Source organism: Neoakkermansia glycaniphila (assembly GCF_001683795.1).
Classification (GTDB): domain Bacteria; phylum Verrucomicrobiota; class Verrucomicrobiia; order Verrucomicrobiales; family Akkermansiaceae; genus Akkermansia; species Akkermansia glycaniphila.
Genome location: NZ_LIGX01000038.1, coordinates 120,006 through 138,657 on the forward strand (window position 1 = coordinate 120,006; position 18,652 = coordinate 138,657).

At 57.4% G+C, this 18,652-nt stretch carries 15 protein-coding genes and 1 riboswitch; of the genes, 6 read left to right on the forward strand and 9 right to left on the reverse strand.

Features of this window, described 5'->3' with window-relative positions; all coding sequences use genetic code 11:
- Nucleotides 1–41: 41 nt before the first annotated feature.
- Complete coding sequence (locus AC781_RS11065) at nucleotides 42–1,160, reverse strand: efflux RND transporter periplasmic adaptor subunit (RefSeq protein ID WP_071133360.1); 1,119 nt, start codon at nucleotides 1,158–1,160, stop codon at nucleotides 42–44.
- A 586-nt stretch (nucleotides 1,161–1,746) separates the two neighbouring features.
- Here AC781_RS11065 and AC781_RS11070 point away from each other — a divergent pair.
- The 5 genes from AC781_RS11070 to AC781_RS11090 all read left to right on the forward strand — a co-directional run bounded on the left by AC781_RS11070 (nucleotide 1,747) and on the right by AC781_RS11090 (nucleotide 7,888).
- Nucleotides 1,747–2,448 (forward strand): PEP-CTERM sorting domain-containing protein, encoded by a 702-nt coding sequence (locus AC781_RS11070; protein ID WP_071133361.1) that lies wholly within the window; start codon nucleotides 1,747–1,749, stop codon nucleotides 2,446–2,448.
- Nucleotides 2,449–2,728: 280 nt separating this feature from the next.
- Nucleotides 2,729–2,883, forward strand: a riboswitch (cobalamin riboswitch).
- Between the two features lie 144 nt (nucleotides 2,884–3,027).
- Nucleotides 3,028–5,148 (forward strand): ribonucleoside triphosphate reductase, encoded by a 2,121-nt coding sequence (locus AC781_RS11075; RefSeq protein ID WP_067771596.1) that lies wholly within the window; start codon nucleotides 3,028–3,030, stop codon nucleotides 5,146–5,148.
- A 37-nt stretch (nucleotides 5,149–5,185) separates the two neighbouring features.
- A complete protein-coding gene (nrdD, locus tag AC781_RS11080) occupies nucleotides 5,186–5,374 on the forward strand; it encodes an anaerobic ribonucleoside-triphosphate reductase (protein WP_067771593.1) in 189 nt (62 codons plus the stop codon).
- A gap of 203 nt (nucleotides 5,375–5,577) precedes the next feature.
- Nucleotides 5,578–6,279 (forward strand): anaerobic ribonucleoside-triphosphate reductase activating protein, encoded by a 702-nt coding sequence (locus tag AC781_RS11085; protein ID WP_083076292.1) that lies wholly within the window; start codon nucleotides 5,578–5,580, stop codon nucleotides 6,277–6,279.
- A gap of 16 nt (nucleotides 6,280–6,295) precedes the next feature.
- Entirely contained in the window at nucleotides 6,296–7,888 is a 1,593-nt protein-coding gene (locus AC781_RS11090; RefSeq protein WP_067771590.1) for an aspartate:alanine exchanger family transporter, read from the forward strand.
- 20 nt (nucleotides 7,889–7,908) lie between these two features.
- On the opposite strand, the gene AC781_RS11095 is transcribed toward AC781_RS11090, so the two are convergent.
- Nucleotides 7,909–8,415, reverse strand: coding sequence for a hypothetical protein (locus AC781_RS11095; protein ID WP_067771586.1), 507 nt, complete (start codon nucleotides 8,413–8,415; stop codon nucleotides 7,909–7,911).
- Nucleotides 8,416–8,586: 171 nt separating this feature from the next.
- Nucleotides 8,587–9,429 carry a PEP-CTERM sorting domain-containing protein gene (locus tag AC781_RS11100; protein WP_067771583.1) on the reverse strand — a complete coding sequence of 281 codons (843 nt, stop codon included), beginning with the start codon at nucleotides 9,427–9,429 and terminating at the stop codon, nucleotides 8,587–8,589.
- Between the two features lie 238 nt (nucleotides 9,430–9,667).
- On the opposite strand from AC781_RS11100, the gene AC781_RS14385 reads away from it, so the two are divergent.
- Nucleotides 9,668–9,799 (forward strand): hypothetical protein, encoded by a 132-nt coding sequence (locus AC781_RS14385; protein WP_281491758.1) that lies wholly within the window; start codon nucleotides 9,668–9,670, stop codon nucleotides 9,797–9,799.
- Nucleotides 9,800–9,805: 6 nt separating this feature from the next.
- Here AC781_RS14385 and AC781_RS11105 read toward each other — a convergent pair whose 3' ends face one another.
- The 6 genes from AC781_RS11105 to AC781_RS11130 form a co-directional block, all read right to left on the reverse strand.
- On the reverse strand, nucleotides 9,806–10,651 hold the full coding sequence (locus AC781_RS11105; RefSeq protein WP_067771580.1) for a PEP-CTERM sorting domain-containing protein: 846 nt from the start codon (nucleotides 10,649–10,651) through the stop codon (nucleotides 9,806–9,808).
- A gap of 414 nt (nucleotides 10,652–11,065) precedes the next feature.
- The gene (locus tag AC781_RS11110; protein WP_067771577.1) at nucleotides 11,066–11,929 is read right to left on the reverse strand and encodes a PEP-CTERM sorting domain-containing protein; all 864 of its coding nucleotides are present in this window, start codon (nucleotides 11,927–11,929) and stop codon (nucleotides 11,066–11,068) included.
- 362 nt (nucleotides 11,930–12,291) lie between these two features.
- Entirely contained in the window at nucleotides 12,292–15,453 is a 3,162-nt protein-coding gene (locus tag AC781_RS11115) for an efflux RND transporter permease subunit (protein WP_067771574.1), read from the reverse strand.
- An 18-nt stretch (nucleotides 15,454–15,471) separates the two neighbouring features.
- Nucleotides 15,472–16,758, reverse strand: coding sequence for an efflux RND transporter periplasmic adaptor subunit (locus tag AC781_RS11120; protein ID WP_067771571.1), 1,287 nt, complete (start codon nucleotides 16,756–16,758; stop codon nucleotides 15,472–15,474).
- A 12-nt stretch (nucleotides 16,759–16,770) separates the two neighbouring features.
- Complete coding sequence (locus AC781_RS11125; protein ID WP_067771568.1) at nucleotides 16,771–18,192, reverse strand: TolC family protein; 1,422 nt, start codon at nucleotides 18,190–18,192, stop codon at nucleotides 16,771–16,773.
- Nucleotides 18,193–18,199: 7 nt separating this feature from the next.
- A complete protein-coding gene (locus AC781_RS11130) occupies nucleotides 18,200–18,628 on the reverse strand; it encodes a hypothetical protein (protein ID WP_067771565.1) in 429 nt (142 codons plus the stop codon).
- Nucleotides 18,629–18,652: the final 24 nt, after the last annotated feature.

The window sequence follows — 18,652 nt, forward strand, 5'->3', positions numbered from 1 at the left end:
AGGTGTCGTTGGCGTGTTGTCGGGCGCGAGGAGGTGCGGGATCAGGCGGTCGGTTGCTGAGGCACGGTTTTCAGTTTGCCTCGGCCCTCCATGGTCATGAGGGCTTGCTGGGTGCCCGTGACGACGATGACGGTGTCAGGGCCGATGTCTCCGGTGACGGATACCTTGTCTCCCTGTGGAAGACCCTTGACGATGGGGACGACATGTGGCCGGCCTTTGTCATCGACGGCGATGACCATGTTTTGCCCCTGAATGGTGACGATGGATTCTGCCGGGACGAGGAGCGCATCCTTGATTTCCTTTGTTTTGGCGCGGACGTTGACGTACATGCCGGGCCTCAGCAGCGCATCGGGATTGGCGGCGCGGGCTTCCAGCTTGAGGCTGCCGGTGGAGGTGGAGACGGTGTTGTTCACTCCGGTGACGGTGGCATGGCCGGGGTATCCGGAACCGTTGGAGAGGATGAGGCTCACCTGAGCCCCGGGGCCGAGCGGGCCTTTCGGACCGTTCTGGTTCAGCCAGTCCTGTTCGCTGATGTCGAAGTAGATGCGGATGGGGTCAAAGGAGCTGACGAGTACCATCGGTTGGCTGTTCGGTGCTACGTAGTCGCCGACTTCCGCCTGTGCGAAGCCGGCGATGCCGTCCACGGGAGCGGTGAGTACACAGTAATCGACGTTCGTTTTGGCGAGGGCGACGGAGGATTTGGCCGCAGCCAGCGATGCTTCGGCGGCCCGGTAGGCCTGCAGAGCATCCTGGTAGGATTGGCGGGAGACCGAGCCGTTTTTGACGAGCGGTTCGTAGAAGTCGAGATCCTTCTTTGCCTTGACCAGGTTCGCTTCGGCTTCGACGGCATTGTTTTCGGCTCGCTGCAGGGCTTCGCGGTACTGTACATCGTCAAGGCGGTACAGGACATCGCCTTTTTTGACGGATTGCCCGTTTTCAAAAAGGCGTTCCTTCACATAACCCGTCACCTGTGGGAGGATTTCAGCGTCCACCATGCCGTCGAGCCTGCCGACCCACTGCCGGAATTCGGCGACATCGCCGCGTACGGGAGTCGCCACTTCGACGGTGAATTCGGGCATTTCCATCGGCCTGGCCTTGTCTTTGCAGCCGGAAAGAGCAAGGATGGAGCATCCAAGGATAGAAAGTTGTCGTAACATCATGCAATGATGATGTTCGAAGTATTTCTAACGTTAGATAACTGTTATGGATAATTGGTGTTTCGAGTGCAGAGGCATGGCATTCGTGCGTGACAGTCTCGGCAGATCGGATCATGGAAGTGAGCTTCAGAACGCCTCCTTGATTCGTCATCCATTCGGGGAATATTTTTGTGGACAAATATTAGGAAGGGGAATGTTTTTTCTTGCATTATTCATCATAATTACATACTATTTATATAGTATGTTCTGCCAATTTCTGAGGTGTAACGCTGCCTGGCACTGGAAACGGTGCCGGGCTTTTTTGCAACCAGTTTTTCTGGCAGATGATGCTGCATATTTTTTATATTGAATATGTTTGTATTGCTATTGATTGATTTGCGGATTCACAATCCGTACGTCAATCAAAAAACAAATTTCATGCAAATTATTCATTAGTCTTAATCGGTAGGGAGAATTGGTTATCATAAAGGCGGCGATGCCAACTATTTGTTATATATTGCAAATCGTATTTGCTGTCTGAGGTATATATATTTTTTATGCACAACAGATTGTGAATCCGTATAAAGAGCGAGGTTTAATTTACATTTATATGAAAAGAATAATTTGTGCTTTTATTTCGTGCCTGTCCGCGTTTTCCATGTCCGCTACGGCGGCATCCTACGATCTGGTGACGGCAAATGCCGACAAAACAGGACAGGCGAACATGTCCTCTAACACTAATAATGCGTATGTGCGCGGATTTGTCTTCGGCATGGGGTCCGACTGGTTTTTCCCAACCATACAAGGCGGTGATGGCAGCCGGGCCTCTTTGCCGGCAAACGTGTTGCTAAATTCGCTTTCCATTACCCTCCGCAATACGACTCTATTCAATTTGATTGTTCTGAGCGGCGATCCTACCACGGCAGGCACATCAAATGTGGTCGGGTTTACATCTGTTAAAAACAATGATAATGGTACAGGAACATGGAGTTTTGCAGACGGTTTGCTTTTGGATACGACAGAGACCTACACATTCCTTTTCACCAGTATTTCCGATGCCAGCGGATGGACAAGTTCGTCGACGGTTGGGAATACCGGACAGCAGCAAGGCATTAAGGTAGCGACAATGGGTACAAGTGTACCGCCCAGCTCTGGCTATCCGGCAGGGGAGGGGCTATACACGAATACGGGCGGATTTTCCACAAGTTTCGCGTCGGTGATTCGGATGGATGTTTCGCAGGTTCCGGAGCCATCGACCGCGGTTTTGGGGCTTTTCGGACTTTCTACGCTGATGCTTCGCAGGCGGCGTTAAAATGGTCGTTCTTGCTTTTGTCATCCCTTCAAGACGCATACCGTTTTGAGGGGATGTTTTATTTCTGTTTTTGTTGGTTCGGGTAACGATGTGGGCCGTCGTCTGTAGCGATGATCGAATAGAATTGTGGATGAGTCGCTCACGTTTGGTAGAGTAAGTCTTTTTGTTGGTTCTACCCCTTGCGTGAACGATGCATGTTTGTGGTGAATACAACATGTTGTTGCTCATAGCCTATTGTGAAGCGGTATGTTGTACTGCATGGAATTATTTTTTGAACAAAACCGTATTTTGTGCTTGCGGGGCCGTGAAGGCGGTGCTACAGTCCGTTCCAGCGTCCGGGTAACGGAAGGGGGTGGGAATCCTCCACAGACGCGCTACCGTGATTGGCTCGCAGAAGCCATCAGTCGGGAGACGACCCGGAGCAAGAGTATCACTATCTCGCGACATGATAGACATACGGTTTTACCCGTTTGTACCCCCTCATGGCCGCAGCTTCCGTGAGGGGCTGTTCGTTTCCGGGGGGCGGAGGGTGTGAAGTCCCGTATCTTTGTGCCAGCGGGGTGCAGCATTCACACCACCATGCCTTCTATCATCAAACGCAACGGGAAACGCGAGAACTTCGAGTCCTACAAGATTCAGCAGGCCATCGAAAAGGCGTTCCATGCTTCGCACGAGCCATACAATCCGCTGGTTTACACTCGAGTACTCGAGCAATTGAAAGGCGAGGATTTCATCGCCGTGGAGAAGGTGCAGGATATGATCGAGATGGCCCTTTTTCAGGAAGGAGCTTTCGAGACGGCGCGCAATTTCATCAAATACCGCTTCCTGCACAAGCTGCAGCGCGAGCAGGTGGGGAGCGTGTACCACGGCAATACGTTCGTGGACTGCCGCCAGACGGTGGAAGAGTACGTGGGACAGACGGACTGGCGCATTGCCGCCAATTCCAATACGACGTATTCCAACGCCGGGCTGATCAATAATACGGCAGGCAAGGTGATCGCGAACTACTGGCTCGATCAGGTGTATTCCCCCGAAGAGGGAGCGGCGCACCGCAACGGGGATATTCATATCCATGATCTCGACTGCCTTACGGGCTACTGCGCCGGGTGGAGCCTCCGCAACCTGCTGAACGAGGGGTTCAACGGAGTCCGCAGCCGTGTCAACAGTCGCCCGCCGCGCCATTTCCGCGAAGCTCTGGGGCAGATGGCCAATTTCCTCGGCATCTTGCAGAGCGAGTGGGCTGGGGCGCAGGCTTTCAGCTCGTTCGATACGTATCTGGCCCCCTATGTGTTCCGCGACAGGTTGAGCTTCGAGCGCGTGAAGAAGGATCTCCGCAGTTTCGTGTACAATCTGAACGTGCCCTCTCGCTGGGGGCAGTCCCCCTTCACGAATGTGACGATCGACTGGACGGTGCCGCGCGATCTGCGCGAGCAGATTCCTTTCTCCGGCGGCGGCCATTTGCTGGCCGGGTTGGACGATGAGGTGCTGAACGCTCGTGCCGCCGAACGTGGGGCGGATTCGCCGGAAGCGATGACGTACAAGCATTTCCAGCCGGAGATGAATCTCATCAACAAGGCTTTTTATGAGGTGTTGACCGAAGGTGACAGTACGGGGCAGCCGTTCACTTTCCCGATTCCGACGGTGAACATCACAGAGGATTTCGATTGGGAAGGGGAGAATGTGCCGCTGCTTTTCGAGAATGCGGCCCGCATCGGTTCTTCCTATTTCCAGAACTTCATCGGCAGCCAGTACACGGTGAACGATAAGGGCGAGCGCGTGCCGGACGACGATGCCTACAAGCCGGATGCCGTGCGTTCCATGTGCTGCCGCCTGCAGCTCGATCTGCGCGAGCTGCTCAAGCGCGGCGGAGGCCTGTTCGGCTCGGCGGAGATGACGGGTTCCATCGGCGTGGTGACGATCAATCTGGCCCGGCTCGGCTACCTGTACAAGGGCAACCGGGAGCTTCTCTTCAAGCAGCTCGGCGAGCTGATGGATATGGCGCGCAGTACGCTGGAAAAGAAGCGCGTCTTCATTCAGGAGCTGTATGACCGGGGGTTGTATCCCTACACGAAGCGGTATCTGCCGCACCTGAGGAACCACTTTTCCACGATCGGCATCAACGGAATGAACGAAATGCTGCGCAACTTCTCGGGCGATTCGATGGACATCGCCTCGGAAGAGGGCGCCGCTCTGGCGGTGGAAGTGCTGGAATTCATGCGTATACGGATACGCGGCTATCAGGAGGAGACGGGCAATCTGTACAATCTCGAAGCGACTCCCGCCGAAGGGACGACACACCGTTTCGCCCGCGAAGATGCCAGGCGTTTCCCGGAAATCCTGCAGGCAGGCCCTCCCGGCCACCGCTACTACACGAACAGTTCGCAGCTGCCCGTCGACTACACGGCGGATCTGTACAAGGCTTTGCAGATGCAGGACAAGCTGCAATGCAGCTATACCGGAGGCACCGTGTTCCACATGTACATGAGCGAGGCCATCTCCTCCCCCGAGGCGTGCCGCGACATCGTGCGGAAGGTGCTGACGCGCTTCCGGCTGCCGTATCTGACGGTGACTCCCCTCTTCTCCGTCTGTGCCAAACACGGCTACCTGAAGGGCAACCACGAATTCTGCCCCCTTTGCGACGAGGAACTGGTCGCCCGCGTGCGGCGCGAAGAGCAGCCGCTGCTTCCCTTCGGCAATTGAAGGGAAAGATCTTCCAAACAATAGAATACTCCATCCAATGAGCGATAAAGACATACTCGAACGATACCGCGACGAGCGCACGAAGTGCACCGTCTACACCCGCGTGATGGGTTACCACCGTCCGGTGGAAACCTTCAATGCGGGCAAGCAGGGCGAATTCCACGACCGCGTGCATTTCGTCGAACCCGGCTGCCCCTGCGACCGCGGGGAGCAGTATCAGGCTTGACCATTCTCCCCGATGCCGGGAAATATCGGCTTTCCGGCATTCCGGGCGGATCGACACCTGCCACTGCGCTGCGGCGCGAGCGAAGCGCGCCTCCGGCATGATCCCCTTAGGTGGTTATAGTGTGTTGATCCCGGGGGAGCGGAAGGGTTGCGAAGTCCCTTCCGTTTCCCCGGTTCATTCGGAAACTCAAACCGTTTTCCCCCATGATGAAAGAACCGGCGGACATTACCCCGCTTACTCTGCTCGACTATCCCGGCAAGGCCGCCTGCATCTTCTGGTTCCGCGGATGCAATCTGCGGTGCCCCTATTGCTACAATACGCATCTGTTCGGTTCGGGAGGGAACACCCGGAAGGATTTCCGCGATTTCCTGCGGGAGAGAAAAGGATTTCTCGATGCCGTCGTTCTGTCCGGCGGCGAAGCGTCGCTGAGTCCGGGCATTGAAGATATGTGCCGTGAAATCAGGAGCATGGGCTACCTCGTCAAACTCGATACGAACGGCAGCAATCCCGAACGGCTCGAACTTCTGCTGCGCGAAAAACTGGTCGATTACGTTGCTCTCGATCACAAAACCCCGGCGTATGGCAGCCCGCGCCTTCCGGACGGCAGAAGCCTGTTCTCACAATTTGAAAAATGTCTCGGGTTAATCTTGCATTTTTGCCCTTCTCATGAGATACGCACGACCTGCCATCCGGACCTCCTCCGGGAGGAGGATATCCTGACGATGGCGCACGAGATACGGGATCGCGGATACATGGGCACCTATTACCTTCAGCATTATTTTCATACGGACCGGACGCCCGGCCGCATGGATGGCCCTTCCCGCCGTTACGACCGCGCCATGCTCGATTCCCTTTCCCCTCTTCCCCTCGGCTACCGCAACTTCCCCGAAGAACAATACCGCTAAGACAGACCGATACATTATGGATGATCTCCTGACCAATTCGACATTCGTTCTCTTTGGAATCCTGTTTGCAGGGCTCCTGCTGGGCAATATCAAAATCTGCGGCCTTTCGCTCGGCAGTTCGGGCGTGCTTTTCGTTGCGCTGGCGGCCGGGCATTTCGGCCTGCATGTGCCGGACGGCATCAGCGGCATGGCGACGGCTCTGTTCGTTTACTGCGTGGGCCTCAGCGTGGGCAACCGCTTCTTCGGTTCTCTCGTCCAGTCGGGCAACAAACTGGCGTTGCTGGCGATTATCGTCGTCACGCTGGCGGCGGCTGTGACCATCGGCCTGTGCTATGCCTGCGGCATCGATCCGGGCGTGGCTGCGGGGATGTTCGCCGGAGCCTGCACCAGTACGCCCGCATTGGCCGCAGCCGCGGAAGCGATGCACAATTCCGGCAGCGTGAATATCGGATACGGCATTGCCTATCCCTTCGGCGTCGTCGGCGTGGTGTTGTTCGTCCAGCTTCTGCCCCGCATTCTGAAGACGGACATTTCACAGGATGCGACGGCTATCGATCCCCACAAGGACCCGAAAAAGATCATTTCCCGCCTTGTCTCCGTCACGAACGAACAGCTCCTCGGGCATACCATCGATGCGCACGAAGTGACCGACCGCATGGACTGCCGCATGACCCGCATCGTGAAGAACGACCGCCTCGTGCCGCTTTCGCCCGGAGACAAGTTCGAGCCGGGAACGAAGATACTGCTCGTCGGCGCACGTGAGGACATCGAACGCGAAGCCCTGATGCTGGGCGTACTTCAGGACCACAACTACCCCCGCAATTCCGAACGCGAACGTACGGAAGTGATCGCCCTGAAGAAGAAATTCTGCGGCCACACGCTCCGCGAACTCCGCACGCTCCAGAAATACGGCGTGACGATTTCCCGCATCAGCCGACTCGGCTTCTCGTTCGTTCCGACGCCGGATACGACCATCATCCGCAACGATATTCTGACGGTCGTCGGCGAACCCGCCAACATCGAAGCTTTCAAGAAGGCCGTCGGCCACCGGAGCACGGCCATCAATGCGACGGATATTCTTTCCCTGGCCGGGGGTATTGCGCTCGGCATCCTGCTCGGTTCGCTGAAGTTCAGCTTCGGCACGGATTCCTCCTTTTCGCTCGGCATGGCGGGCGGCCCGCTGATCGTTGCGCTGATTCTCGGCCACTTCGGCCATGTGGGGCCGATCGTCGGCTATATTCCTCGCCCTACGCGCACGCTGCTGATGGAATTCGGCCTCATTCTGTTCCTGGCCTGGGCTGGGGTGAAGGGCGGTGCGGAACTCGTCAGCACATTGCAAACATCCGGCCTGAGCATTTTCCTCGTCGGTGTGGCCATCACCTTCATTCCGATGCTGATCGGGTATTTCGTGGCGACGAAGCTTCTCAAGCTGAATCTGCTGGAATCCCTCGGCGGCATTTGCGGCAGCATGACATCCACGCCCGCGCTCGGGGCCATCACCAGCAAGACGGATGCGCACAGCCCCGTCGTCAGCTATGCGACGGCCTATCCGGCGGCCTTGATTTTGATGACCGTTTTCGCGAAGATCATCATCAGCTGCCTGTCCTAGGAGCGGACAGCCCGGGGTGATTATTCCTCGGGCTGCACATGGGCTCCCTTACTGCCCAGATACGGCTTGACCAGTTCCAGAAAACGGCTGCGCGCCTCTTTGCCGAAGAAGGAGACGGTGCAGTTGAGCTCATACCGGTTGGGCGCATCGAGCGGCGTGAGCCAGATGCCGACGCTGTCCAGCACTTCGCCCTTGCTGCCCAGCAGAAGCAGGCGGTTCCAGCTTTCCCCGAAAAAGTCGGTGACTGAATCGGCTTTCCGGGAACGCGCCTTCGCGTTCTGCAGCACGGAGCGCATGGCCGCCGTATCTTCCGGAGAAAGGATGTGCATGCCGCCTCCGGCCCTGGCGATGCCGATGGCCGTGCAGTTTTGGGCGGCCTGCCGCAGAGCGGAGGTTCCCTGATAGGCGCCCGTGCCCGAATCCTGCGCCATGAAGGCTTCGTCGGGGCGGTCCTGTGTCCACTGGCAGGAGGAGCAAAGGGCTGCCGCCGCCAGTGCCGGTATCGTCAAAGAACGGGAAATCTTCATCAATGGATATTATACCGCCCGCGGCTCGGGCGAGTCAACGGAAAAGCCGTTTGTGACGCATTTGCCGTGTGCGTGCGTTGCGGGCAGGAGGGCGGCTTCCGCCATGCAAAACACCCTCCAAGACGCGGAGCATCCTGAAGGGCGGCATAGAGAGATGTTTTTCCGGAGAAATTATGCGTTGCGGCGGCGGCGGAATGCCATCGCTGCGAGGCCGAGGAGGCTGAGGCTGGCCGTAGCCGGTTCGGGAATGACGGACATGTAGGACAGCCCGTAGGAAGAGCCGCCGCCGGTAGCGGCTGCTCCGCCTGTACCTGTACGGGCATCGATTTGGATGGAGAGCTTATTGCCAGTCATGGTCAGGCCGGAAAGCATGGCGGCGAATCCCGTTTGTGCGGAAGATGTTCCGTTGCCCAATACCAGAGTGACGGAATTTCCGTTTGTGCTCCATGAAGAGGCCGTGGTGTTGCTGCAATAGAGCTCCGTATCGGAATTGATGTTTGCGATTGCTGCTCCTGTGATGGTAATGACGTAGCGGTTGCTGTAACCGGACATGTCGTTGACGAGGCCGCCGAAGGCCAGGTCGATCGTCTCGCCGACAGAGAATCCCGAAACGGAGTAGGTGGAAATGGTGCCATTATTGCCTCCGACAGCACCACTCGTGCGGTATGCAGCGGGAACATTGTAATGGGGGTTGACAGGAATAGTCTGGTTGTTGTACGACCAGATGCCGGCCGACCCCGTTTTGGTATAGCCGAAGGTGTAGCGCGAGGTAACTCCCTGAGTATCCATCAGAGAGAGTCCCTGGATGGTCGTATTGTTGGGACGCACAGTCGGAGTTCCGGTGGCAATGGCCGCTTTGTTCCACCAGTCCATGGTAACGGTAGCTGCGGGAGTGCTCGTGTTGGCAGCCGTTCCTCCGTCTGTGAAGTAGATGCGTGTTTCCTGCACGCGTGCCAGTGAGGCCGTGCTGCCGAACACGGAGAGAAGCGTTGCGAAAATCAGTGTTTTCTTCATATGTCAGAGGAGTGAATGATAATATGTTGTTTTATTGTAAACAAATTGCAGTAATAGCAATCTTGATTGTAGATTAAGGATAAGCTTTCATCTTGTCAATATTTTTTTTGATTTGTGAAGGAAAATATTGAAAGATGTATGTAAAATATGATCTATTCATTGCGTTTTAAATTGGAATTGAATAGATTGAGAATCTTTTTTCTTTTCTGCTCTTCGGCTTTTGAAAAATCCGGATTGCATGGACGAACTGCCCGGTACAACCATGCAGCAGAAGCCGTGCCGCGCAATCGGCTGGAACCACATCATAAAAACCCCCTCCAGAGTGACGGGCACCTTGGAGGGGGTGTATTGGAACGGATGTTTCCTGTAGAGATGTTTACTTGCGACGGCGACGGAGCGTCAGCACGGCAAGGCCGAGGAGGCTGAGGCTGGCCGTGGCCGGTTCGGGGATGATCGACATGTATGACAGGCCGTACGTCGCACCGCTGCCGCTGGCAACGCCGCCTGTGGTTTTATTTCTGGCATCGATCTGGATGTCGAGTGTGTTGCTCGTCATGGTCAGGCCGGAGAGCATGGCGGCGAATCCGGCTTGAGCATAGGTATTGCCGTCGCCGATTGTCAGCGTGATCGAGTTGCCGGATGTGCTCCAGGAGGAAGCGGTCGTTTTGCTGAAATAGATTTCCGAGTCGTTATTGATGTTGGCGATCGTCGCACCAGTAATGGTAATGACGTAACGGTTTTGTTGGGTCGTAATGGTGCCGTCGTTGACAAGGCCGCCGAAAGCCAGGTCGAGCGTATCGCCGACAGTAAATCCAGAGACGGAGTATTTGGAAATCGTGCCGTTGTTGCCGCCGGGCATGTAGCCGGAGCGGTATTGTTCGGGAACGTTATAATTGGGGTTGACGGGGGACGTGTGAACATTATAACCCCAGATACCGGCCGAACCCGTTTTGGTATAGCCGAAGGTATAGCGTGTTGTGACCCCCTGTGTATCCATGAGAGAGAGACCGTCGATTGCCGTGCCGGATGGGCGGACAGCCGGGCCTCCTGTGGTAATTGACACATCATTCCACCAATCCATGGTGACTGTGGCAGCCGGCGTGCTGGCATTGGCAGCGGCGCCTCCGGCCGTGAAATTGATGCGTGTTTCCTGCACACGAGCGAAAGCTTGTGTTCCTCCAAACAGAGAGAGCAGGGAGACGAAGAGAAGTGTTTTTTTCATATGATCAAGCAGATGCATTGGTAAGATGCTGCCGCGCCAATAATATTTTACAGTGCGCGACAGGATCAGAATCGCAGATTATTAATCCGCTGTCAAGCGGTAAAACTCATCTGCTTCACATTTCAATCATTCATGGAAATTGTCAGATTGGAAAAGGTAAGGTTTCATGTTGATTGAAATATCAAAAAATAATTCAATCCAATGAAAAAAAGTTTATTATAAATATCATAAAACATTACGGATTAATAATCCGTTTTTAGTGTTGAATATATGTTTTATTTTCAAGATTCGTATTATTTTGGATAATATATAAAATGATGGTGATGAGATGAATGCGGTGTGTTGACGATGCGAAAATCCCTCTGCCGGATAACCGTGCAGAGGGATAAGAAAGAACGGATTCGGTTGCCGTTTTCATGCGCGCCTTCGCCGCCATGCCAGAAGGCCCAGCCCGGCAAGGCACAGGCTGGCCTCTGCCGGTTCGGGTATTGCGCCGTATTTGGAAAGCACCATGTAGTTGAGAGCCGAGTTGTTATTGGCGACGCCTCCTCCCTCCGTGTTGGAACTGGAGTACATGGTCAGAGTCAGCGAACCGCCGTCTTCAATGTAAAAGCCCTGGAAGGAGGCGTACACGGCGGAACCGTTGTTGGCGCTGCTGTGGTTGCCGCCGATGAACCCGAAGGGATCGACCGTGGTGGCATTTGCCAGCGTGGAGGCCGCCGACCATGTGCCGGATGCCGCCCCTCCGGTGGAACCCATGGAATAGTAGGTAATGGAATCGCAGCTGGCGCTCAGGGACATGGCGCCTGCCAGATTGCCGTTGTTGCGTGCGCCCAGTACGTCCAGAGCATACCAGCCTGCGCTCAAACCGGTAATCGTGATGGTTGTGGGGTTGGCGTAGCTGTTTGCATTCCAGAAGCTTTGGATTGCTGCCGTTTCATAGCCCGCCGGGCCGCTGATGCCGGCCGGAAGCAGATTGCCGTCTGTGAGATTGGAGGCGCCCGGTTTCCAGTCGGGGCCTGCGCCAGTGGCAACGAGAGTGGTGGTCGTCAGCGTGCCGACGGATGTGCCGGATGAGTTGTGTATCGATTGGTTGAATGTAGAACCCGGCGTTGCCACGAGGCTCAGATTGTTCCATGAGTTGCCGGATGGAGTGCCTGTGGCGTCGCGTTGGAAGTTGATGAGGCATTCCCATTCCGTTTCGCTGGAGAATTGGGCCGCAGGCAGGAGGGTTCCGGAGCTCAGCAATGAGAGAATAGAGAGGTGAAGGATGTTCATGGCTATGGATGTTGATGTTTGGTCGGTATGCAGTGCGGTTGTTTCAGAGAAGGAAGCCGCCGGAAGAAGTATGCCGGATTACGTATCCGCTGTTGTGTGTGAAATTGCCAATCATTTGAGGTAAATATGTTGCGTTTTTCATGAATATGCAGGTTTCCACAGGTAGAGATGCGGGTCGTTTCTACAGTGAAAACAATGAGAATGTTGTATAATGTTAGTTTTTATTGTTGACTCGCGGATACGTAATCCGTTTTTTACATGTCTATTATGCGAGTGTGTGAAGGGGATGAGATGGGCGGCGTCGACGAAAAACGCCCCCTGCCGCTGGGGCGGGGGCGTGAAGCGGGTGGCGGCTAGTCCGATCAGACGTCTTTCTTGATCAGTTCCTTGCGGCGTGCCGAGATCCAGCGGCCGAACAGCTTGGCTGTGGCGGGGATGATGAGCAGGTTCAGGATGGTGGCGGAGACGAGGCCGCCGAATTGCACGATGGCGAGCGGGCCGAGCAGTTCGCCGCCGGGTTTGTCGATCGCCCAGATAAGGGGCAGGAGGCCCAGTACGGTGGTCAGCGAGGTCATGATGATGGGGACGACGCGTTCCTGCGAGCCTTCCCGGATGGCGTCTTCCAGCGAGCGGCCCTGATGCTCCAGATCCCTGTACCTGTTGAGCAGGATGAGGCCGCTGCGTATGGCGAAGCCGATGACGGTGACGAAGCCGACAATGGACGCGACGGAGAGGATGGGCGGAATGTAGGAGTCTCCGAAGAGGGAGGACAGGGTTTCCGGCGATGCGAGGAAGACGGCGACGATGCCGCCGACGAGGCACAGGGGGATGTTGACCAGCGTGAGCATGGCGCGCCGCACGCTGCCCAGTGCGGAGGAGAGCAGGAGGACGATGAGTACCATGACGATGGAGCCCAGAAGGTAGAGCCGCTGGGAGGCGGATTCGCGGGCCTTGATCGTGCCGTCGTAGTCCACGGTGCAACCCATGGCGTTCATGACGGGGTCCAGTTTCTCGCGGCATGCCTGCGCCAGGTCTCCGAGGTTGGAGTCCGGGGCGGGGTTGCAGGAGATCATGGCTTTGCGCATGGTGTTGTCGCGCAGGATGAGGTTGGATATTTCCTCCTTGTATACGTGAGCGACATCGTCCAGCTTGACGCTTCTCTTGTCCGGGCTGATGAGTTCCAGATTTTTGACGTCGTCCATGGAGGCGCGCAGGTTGGGTTCCTGCCGGAGTACGATGTTCCAGTGGTCCTGGTTTTTGATGACTTCACCGAGTTTCTGCCCGTTCATGGCGGTGGAGACCTGTTCCGCTGCGTTGGCCATGGTGAGGCCGTAGGCCGCGAGCGCTTCCGGGTTGTACTGGATGCGGACGGTGTCGACCATGATTTCACGGTTGGCGCGGGCATCGGCCACTTCCGGCATGCTGCTCAGGATTTCCCGTGCCTTTTGCGCGGCGAGGCGCAGCTGGGGGAGGTCCGTGCCGTAGATGTTGATGGCGATTTCCGAGTTGGAACCGGACAGGGCGGAGCTGATGCGGTGCGCCAGCGGGTAGCCGATCATGGAGCTTGTGCCGGGGATGTTGTCGATGCGTTTTTTGATTTCTTCCCGCAGTTTTTTCTGGTCCTGCTTCAGGTCCACGCGGACGAGGAGTTCGGAGGCGCTCACGGGTTCCGCATGCGCATCGTTTTCCGCGCGTCCGGTGCGCTGTGCGACGCTGAGTACGCCGGGGATATGCTGGATGTCTTTCATCGCCTGCCGGGAGATGCGCGTGGTTTCGTCCAGCGAGGTGCCGGGTACGGTGCTGACGAAGACGGTGTAGCAGTCTTCATTGAACGGGGGCAGGAAACTCGTGCCGAAGGAGGAGCCGAGCCAGAGCGCCAGCAGGGTGATGGCGGCCATGACGGCGCATACGGTTTTGGAGAATTTCATGCAGAGGTCGAGCAGAGGCGTGTACACGCGCTTGATGAGGCGTGCGCTGAAGGAGTCTCCGCTTTCCCGCGTGGCTTCATTCTTGCTTTTCTTGAACCAGATGTAGCATAAGACCGGGGTGATGGTGACGGCTACGATCAGGGATGCCAGCAGGGCCAGCATGTAGGAGATGCCCAGCGGGCGGAAGAACTGGCCTTCCAGCCCGGACAGGAAGAGTACCGGTGTGAAGACGAGCAGGATGATGACGGAGGAGAAGGAGATGGAGCCGATGATTTCTCCCTTGGCTTTCATCAGGACTTCGTATTTGCTCTTGCGCTGTTCCGGAGGCAGGGCGGCATTGCGGTTCAGGTGCCGCCATGCGATTTCCACGAAGATGATGGCGTTGTCCACCACATCGCCCACGGCGACGGCGAGGCCGCCCAGCGTCATGATGTTGATGGCCAGCCCGAAGAGGGGGAACATCGCCATGCCGAAGAGGACGGAGAGGGGCATGGAGATCAGCGTGATGAGGGCGGTGCGTACGTTCAGGAGCGTGAGGAAGAGGACGATCATGACGACGGCTCCGGCGATGAGCAGCGTTTCCATGCCGTTTTCCAGCGACATTTCAATGAAGTCCGACTGGCGGTACGCATTGGTATGCAGCTTCATGCCCTTGGGGAGCTGGCTTTGGCTGAATTCCTTCACGGCGTCGTCGACGGCCTGAGTCAGCGCGAGCGTGTTGGCTCCCGGCACTTTCTGGATGGAGAGGATGACGGCGTCTTCCTGCATGAAGCCTGCGTCGCCCCGGCGGGGTGCGCCGTCGATGCTGACGCTGGCGACGTCTTCAACTCGGATGGTGCCGGAGGGGTGCCCGGGGAGGATGGCGCGCCGTATCTGCTCCAGATTCATCATGCGGGAGTCCTGCTGGATGGGCAGTTCCTGCCCGGCGACGTCTTCCAGATAGCCCGCCGGGATGGTGGACTGGGATTCGGTGATGGCCGTTTTCAGTTCGTTCAGATCGACTTTGTTCTGCTTGAGCCTGTTGGGATCGTAGAGGATCTGGTATTCCGGCAGACGGCCGCCGAGGACGGTGATTTGCCCGACGCCGGGTATGCCGAGCAGCCTGTTCCGCAGTTTGTATTCGGCCAGTTGGCGCATGTCGAGCGGCGAGGTGTCCTTGTCTCCGGTCAGGGCGATGAGCATGATTTCACCGGTGACGGAGACGATGGGCGTCAGCTCCGGGGATACGCCTTCAGGCAGGGAGTCGCGTACGGCGGCGAGGCGTTCCGTGACGATCTGCCGGGCGCGGTAGATGTCCGTATCCCAGTCGAAGTCCACCCAGACGAAGGAGAGGCCGTTGCCGGAGGAGTTGCGGACGGCTTTGACTCCCGCCGTGCCGTTCATGGCGGAGGAGATGGGTATGGTGATGTACTGCTCTACTTCTTCGGCGGTCAGGCCGGAGGATTCCGTCTGGATGGTGACGCGCGGAACTTTCAGCTCCGGGAACACGTCCACCGGAGTGTTTTTGATTACAAAGATGCCGATGACGGCCAGTGCGATCGTCAGCAGGATGACGGTGATTCTGTTGTTCAGGCAGAATGAAATGAGGAAATTCATGTGCTTGTCCTGTGGAGGTTAGTCTTTTCCGTCGTGAAATTTGCCGTCGGCATGGAAGTGGCCTGCCGCTTTAGCGGGTGCGCCTCCGGCTGCCGGGAGGATGTATTTCAGCTCGTAGCCGCCTTTGGTGACGATGGTTTGGCCGGGCTCGATGCCCCTGACCGGGGTTTTGCCCAGGCGGGACGGCAGGGTTTCCACCTTCATCATGGTGAAGGTGTCGTCGCCCGTTTTCAGGAAGACGACATCGTCCACGCCTACTTTGACGACCGCGCTGTTGGGCACGGAGATGTAGTCGTGCGCATCGGCATCGCGGGAGTACAGGTCGAGCCGGGCGGGTTGTCCGGCGTAGGCCGTGGCCGGGAGCCGGGAGGGGGCGAAGTAGACGGCGCGGGATCCGGTCGCCGGATCAATCTGATCCGCTACCCGCAAGGTGCCGTCGAGCATTTCGGTATTTTTGCCGTTGCCCAGCGCGAGCCTTGCCTTTTGACGCTGCATGGGGACGGAGCCGTAGACGGTGGCGGCGAATTCGAGTTCACCGGCATTGGTCATCAGCAGCGCCGCTTTTCCCTGCTCGCCCCATGCGCCCTGGTTGAGGTCGATGGATTGTACGGAGCCGTCGCGCGCGGCTTGGATCTGGAGGATGCGGTCTTTCAGCTCTCCTCCCGCCGTGGCGATGCCGAGCTTGTCCGTGGCGGATGTGAGCGCGGTGGACAGGCTGTTGACTTCCGCTTGCTTGAAGCTGATGGAGGTGTTCAGCTCGCTGTTTTGCGTGCCGATCTGTTCCAGCCGCGTGCGGCGCTGCTGGAGGGCGTCCAGCTCGGCGGTTGCACGGTCCAGAGCGGCCCGGGCCATGGCGACATTGCCCTGCATCTCCACGATGTCGGGCGAGGCCAGCGTGTAGAGCAGGTCTCCCTTGTGTACGTTCTGGGCCGATTTGACATGGAAGGTGACGCGGCCCGGAGACGGCAGTGCGTAGGTTTCGACCGCGTGGGGCGGAATGACCATTTGCCCGTGGATGGTTTGGTTCGCTTCGTCCGAAGCGGCTCCGGCCTTTTCAAAGCGCATGTCGAGGGAGTGGATAGCCTTGGCATCCAGCTTGAGCTGTACCGGCTGGCCGGATTCGGCGTGCGTGTGCTGGTGTTCGTCTTCGGCCTCGTGGTCGTGGTCGGCGTGTTCTTCTTCGGCGTGGCCGGCTGCACCCTCTTCATGGGAGTGCTCGTCGGCTTTGGCTTCGGCGGCGTGGGTGCTGTTCAGGCTCAGCATGGCGGCGAACCCGTACAGGACGGAAAGGTATAAATTTTTCATCGTATCGAATGGTTATGGTTGAATGTCGGTGTTGGCAAGGTGGCGCAGTTGCGCCTGAATGGAATGGAGTTTGCCGAGGCTGTTCAAAAAGGCCAGTCGGCTTTCATAGAGCTGGTGGCGCGCTTCCGCTACTTCCGGAAGGGTGCTTTCACCGAGCGCATAGAGTTTCTCCATGGTCTGCACGGAGGCGGCGAATGTATTCATGCGCTGCTGTTCGGCTCGGCAGTGGGCGGTGACGAGCTTCTGGTTGGCTGCAAGTTCTTCCGCCTTGAAGAGCGATGCGCGCCACGCCTGGACGGTTTCGAGCCGGGCGGAGTCACGCGCACCGCCGGATTCCGCGATGGCCTTCCGGTTGCGGTTCCAGAGCGGGATGTCGAAGCCGAAGGTCGGTCCCAGTTCGTTCTCGCCGTCGTCGCGGGTGAAGGAGGGCCCCAGCCGGAGTTCGGGATACTGCTTGCGGATTTCCGTTTTCAGCAGGGTTTCCGTGGTGGCGTATGAAGCCAGTTGCGCTTTGATTCCGGGTGCTGCCGCCAGTGCGGCGGGCGATGGCGCGGAGACGGCTGCCGGGATGCTGAGGGTCTGATCGTTGATGAAGTTCAGGGTGTTCAGCGCGGTGGCATGGAGTCCCATCAGTTGAAGCAGGGCCAGCTTCTGTTCCTGTTCCGCTTCCGTGACGGTTTGAAGCTCGCGCGTCGCGTCGTTGAAACGCTGAGCCGCCAACTGGCGGGTGGCGAAGTCGGCTTCACCGGCATTCACCAGTTTCTCGATCTTGTCCGCTTCCGATTGCATGGTCTGCAATCTTTCCCGGATGAGCGATTGGCGCAGTTTCGACATGGAGAGTTCGCTCCATGCCTGATCCAGAGAGGTGAGGAATTCCTGCTCTTTCTGGCGCAAGGCCCAGAAGTCCGCTTCCTTGTACTGCTCCGCCACTTTGCGGGCGAGAGCCGGAAGGCCGGTGACGGGGATGGTGAAGCTGAGGTCGCCCGCCATGTTGGCATGGTTGGCGTTCAGCACCTGCTGGACATCCCATGAGAAGGACGGGTCGTTCCACCATCCTGCTTGGATGGCCGCGTTGCTGCTGTTGGCCAGTTTCAGACGGGCCTTGTTGAGCTCCGGATTCAGCGTGAGGCCGATCTGGCGGGCCTGATGCATGTTGACGGGCTGGTTCCCGATGGATCGGGATGTCTGCTCCCATTGGGAGGTTTCGGTCTCAAGGTCGATGGGCCGGCTGTTGTAAACGGCGCATGCGCCTAACAATCCGATGCCGCCCATGCCGAGATAGCGTGCAATATTATACATGATGTATTGGTTGATTTGAATGGGTTTCCGGCGGTGGCCGGGAGGAATCGCATGGATTTCCTGAATGGATGGAGGCGCACAGCGCGCCATCATGGAAGCGCCTTCCGGGCAATGGTGCCGGAGGGCTGCAGGCATTCAACCGTTAAATCAACAGGGGGGTAAGGTACCCCGTGTAAGGCTGTGAGACGACCCGTAGCGGAGGGTCGGGCAGGGAGACTTCGCTGTCCGCCTCCTGAGGCAGGGCGCAGAGATGGAGGTACGGTTCTGCGAAAGCAGGGGGAATGCACCAGAGTTGCCGGGGTACAGAAATTTCGGGCGAGGCGACCGGAGCATTCCAGTCTCCGGAGGTCAGATGCTGGTGGGAGCAATGGTGCTCCATGAGGGATCGGTGAGCAGGCTGGCCGTCAATCGCCACTGAAGGCGAGTCGCAGGTGGCATTGCTGCTGCTGCATGCGCAGGTGTCCTGAAAGATTTCATCATGGCACGGGCACACGGAGACCATTCCCATACTGCCGAGTATTCCGAACAGCATGGGCAAAAGTATCAGGATGAAGCGCCGCACTCCAGTCATTCAGGAATCAATCTAAAGAGTGGC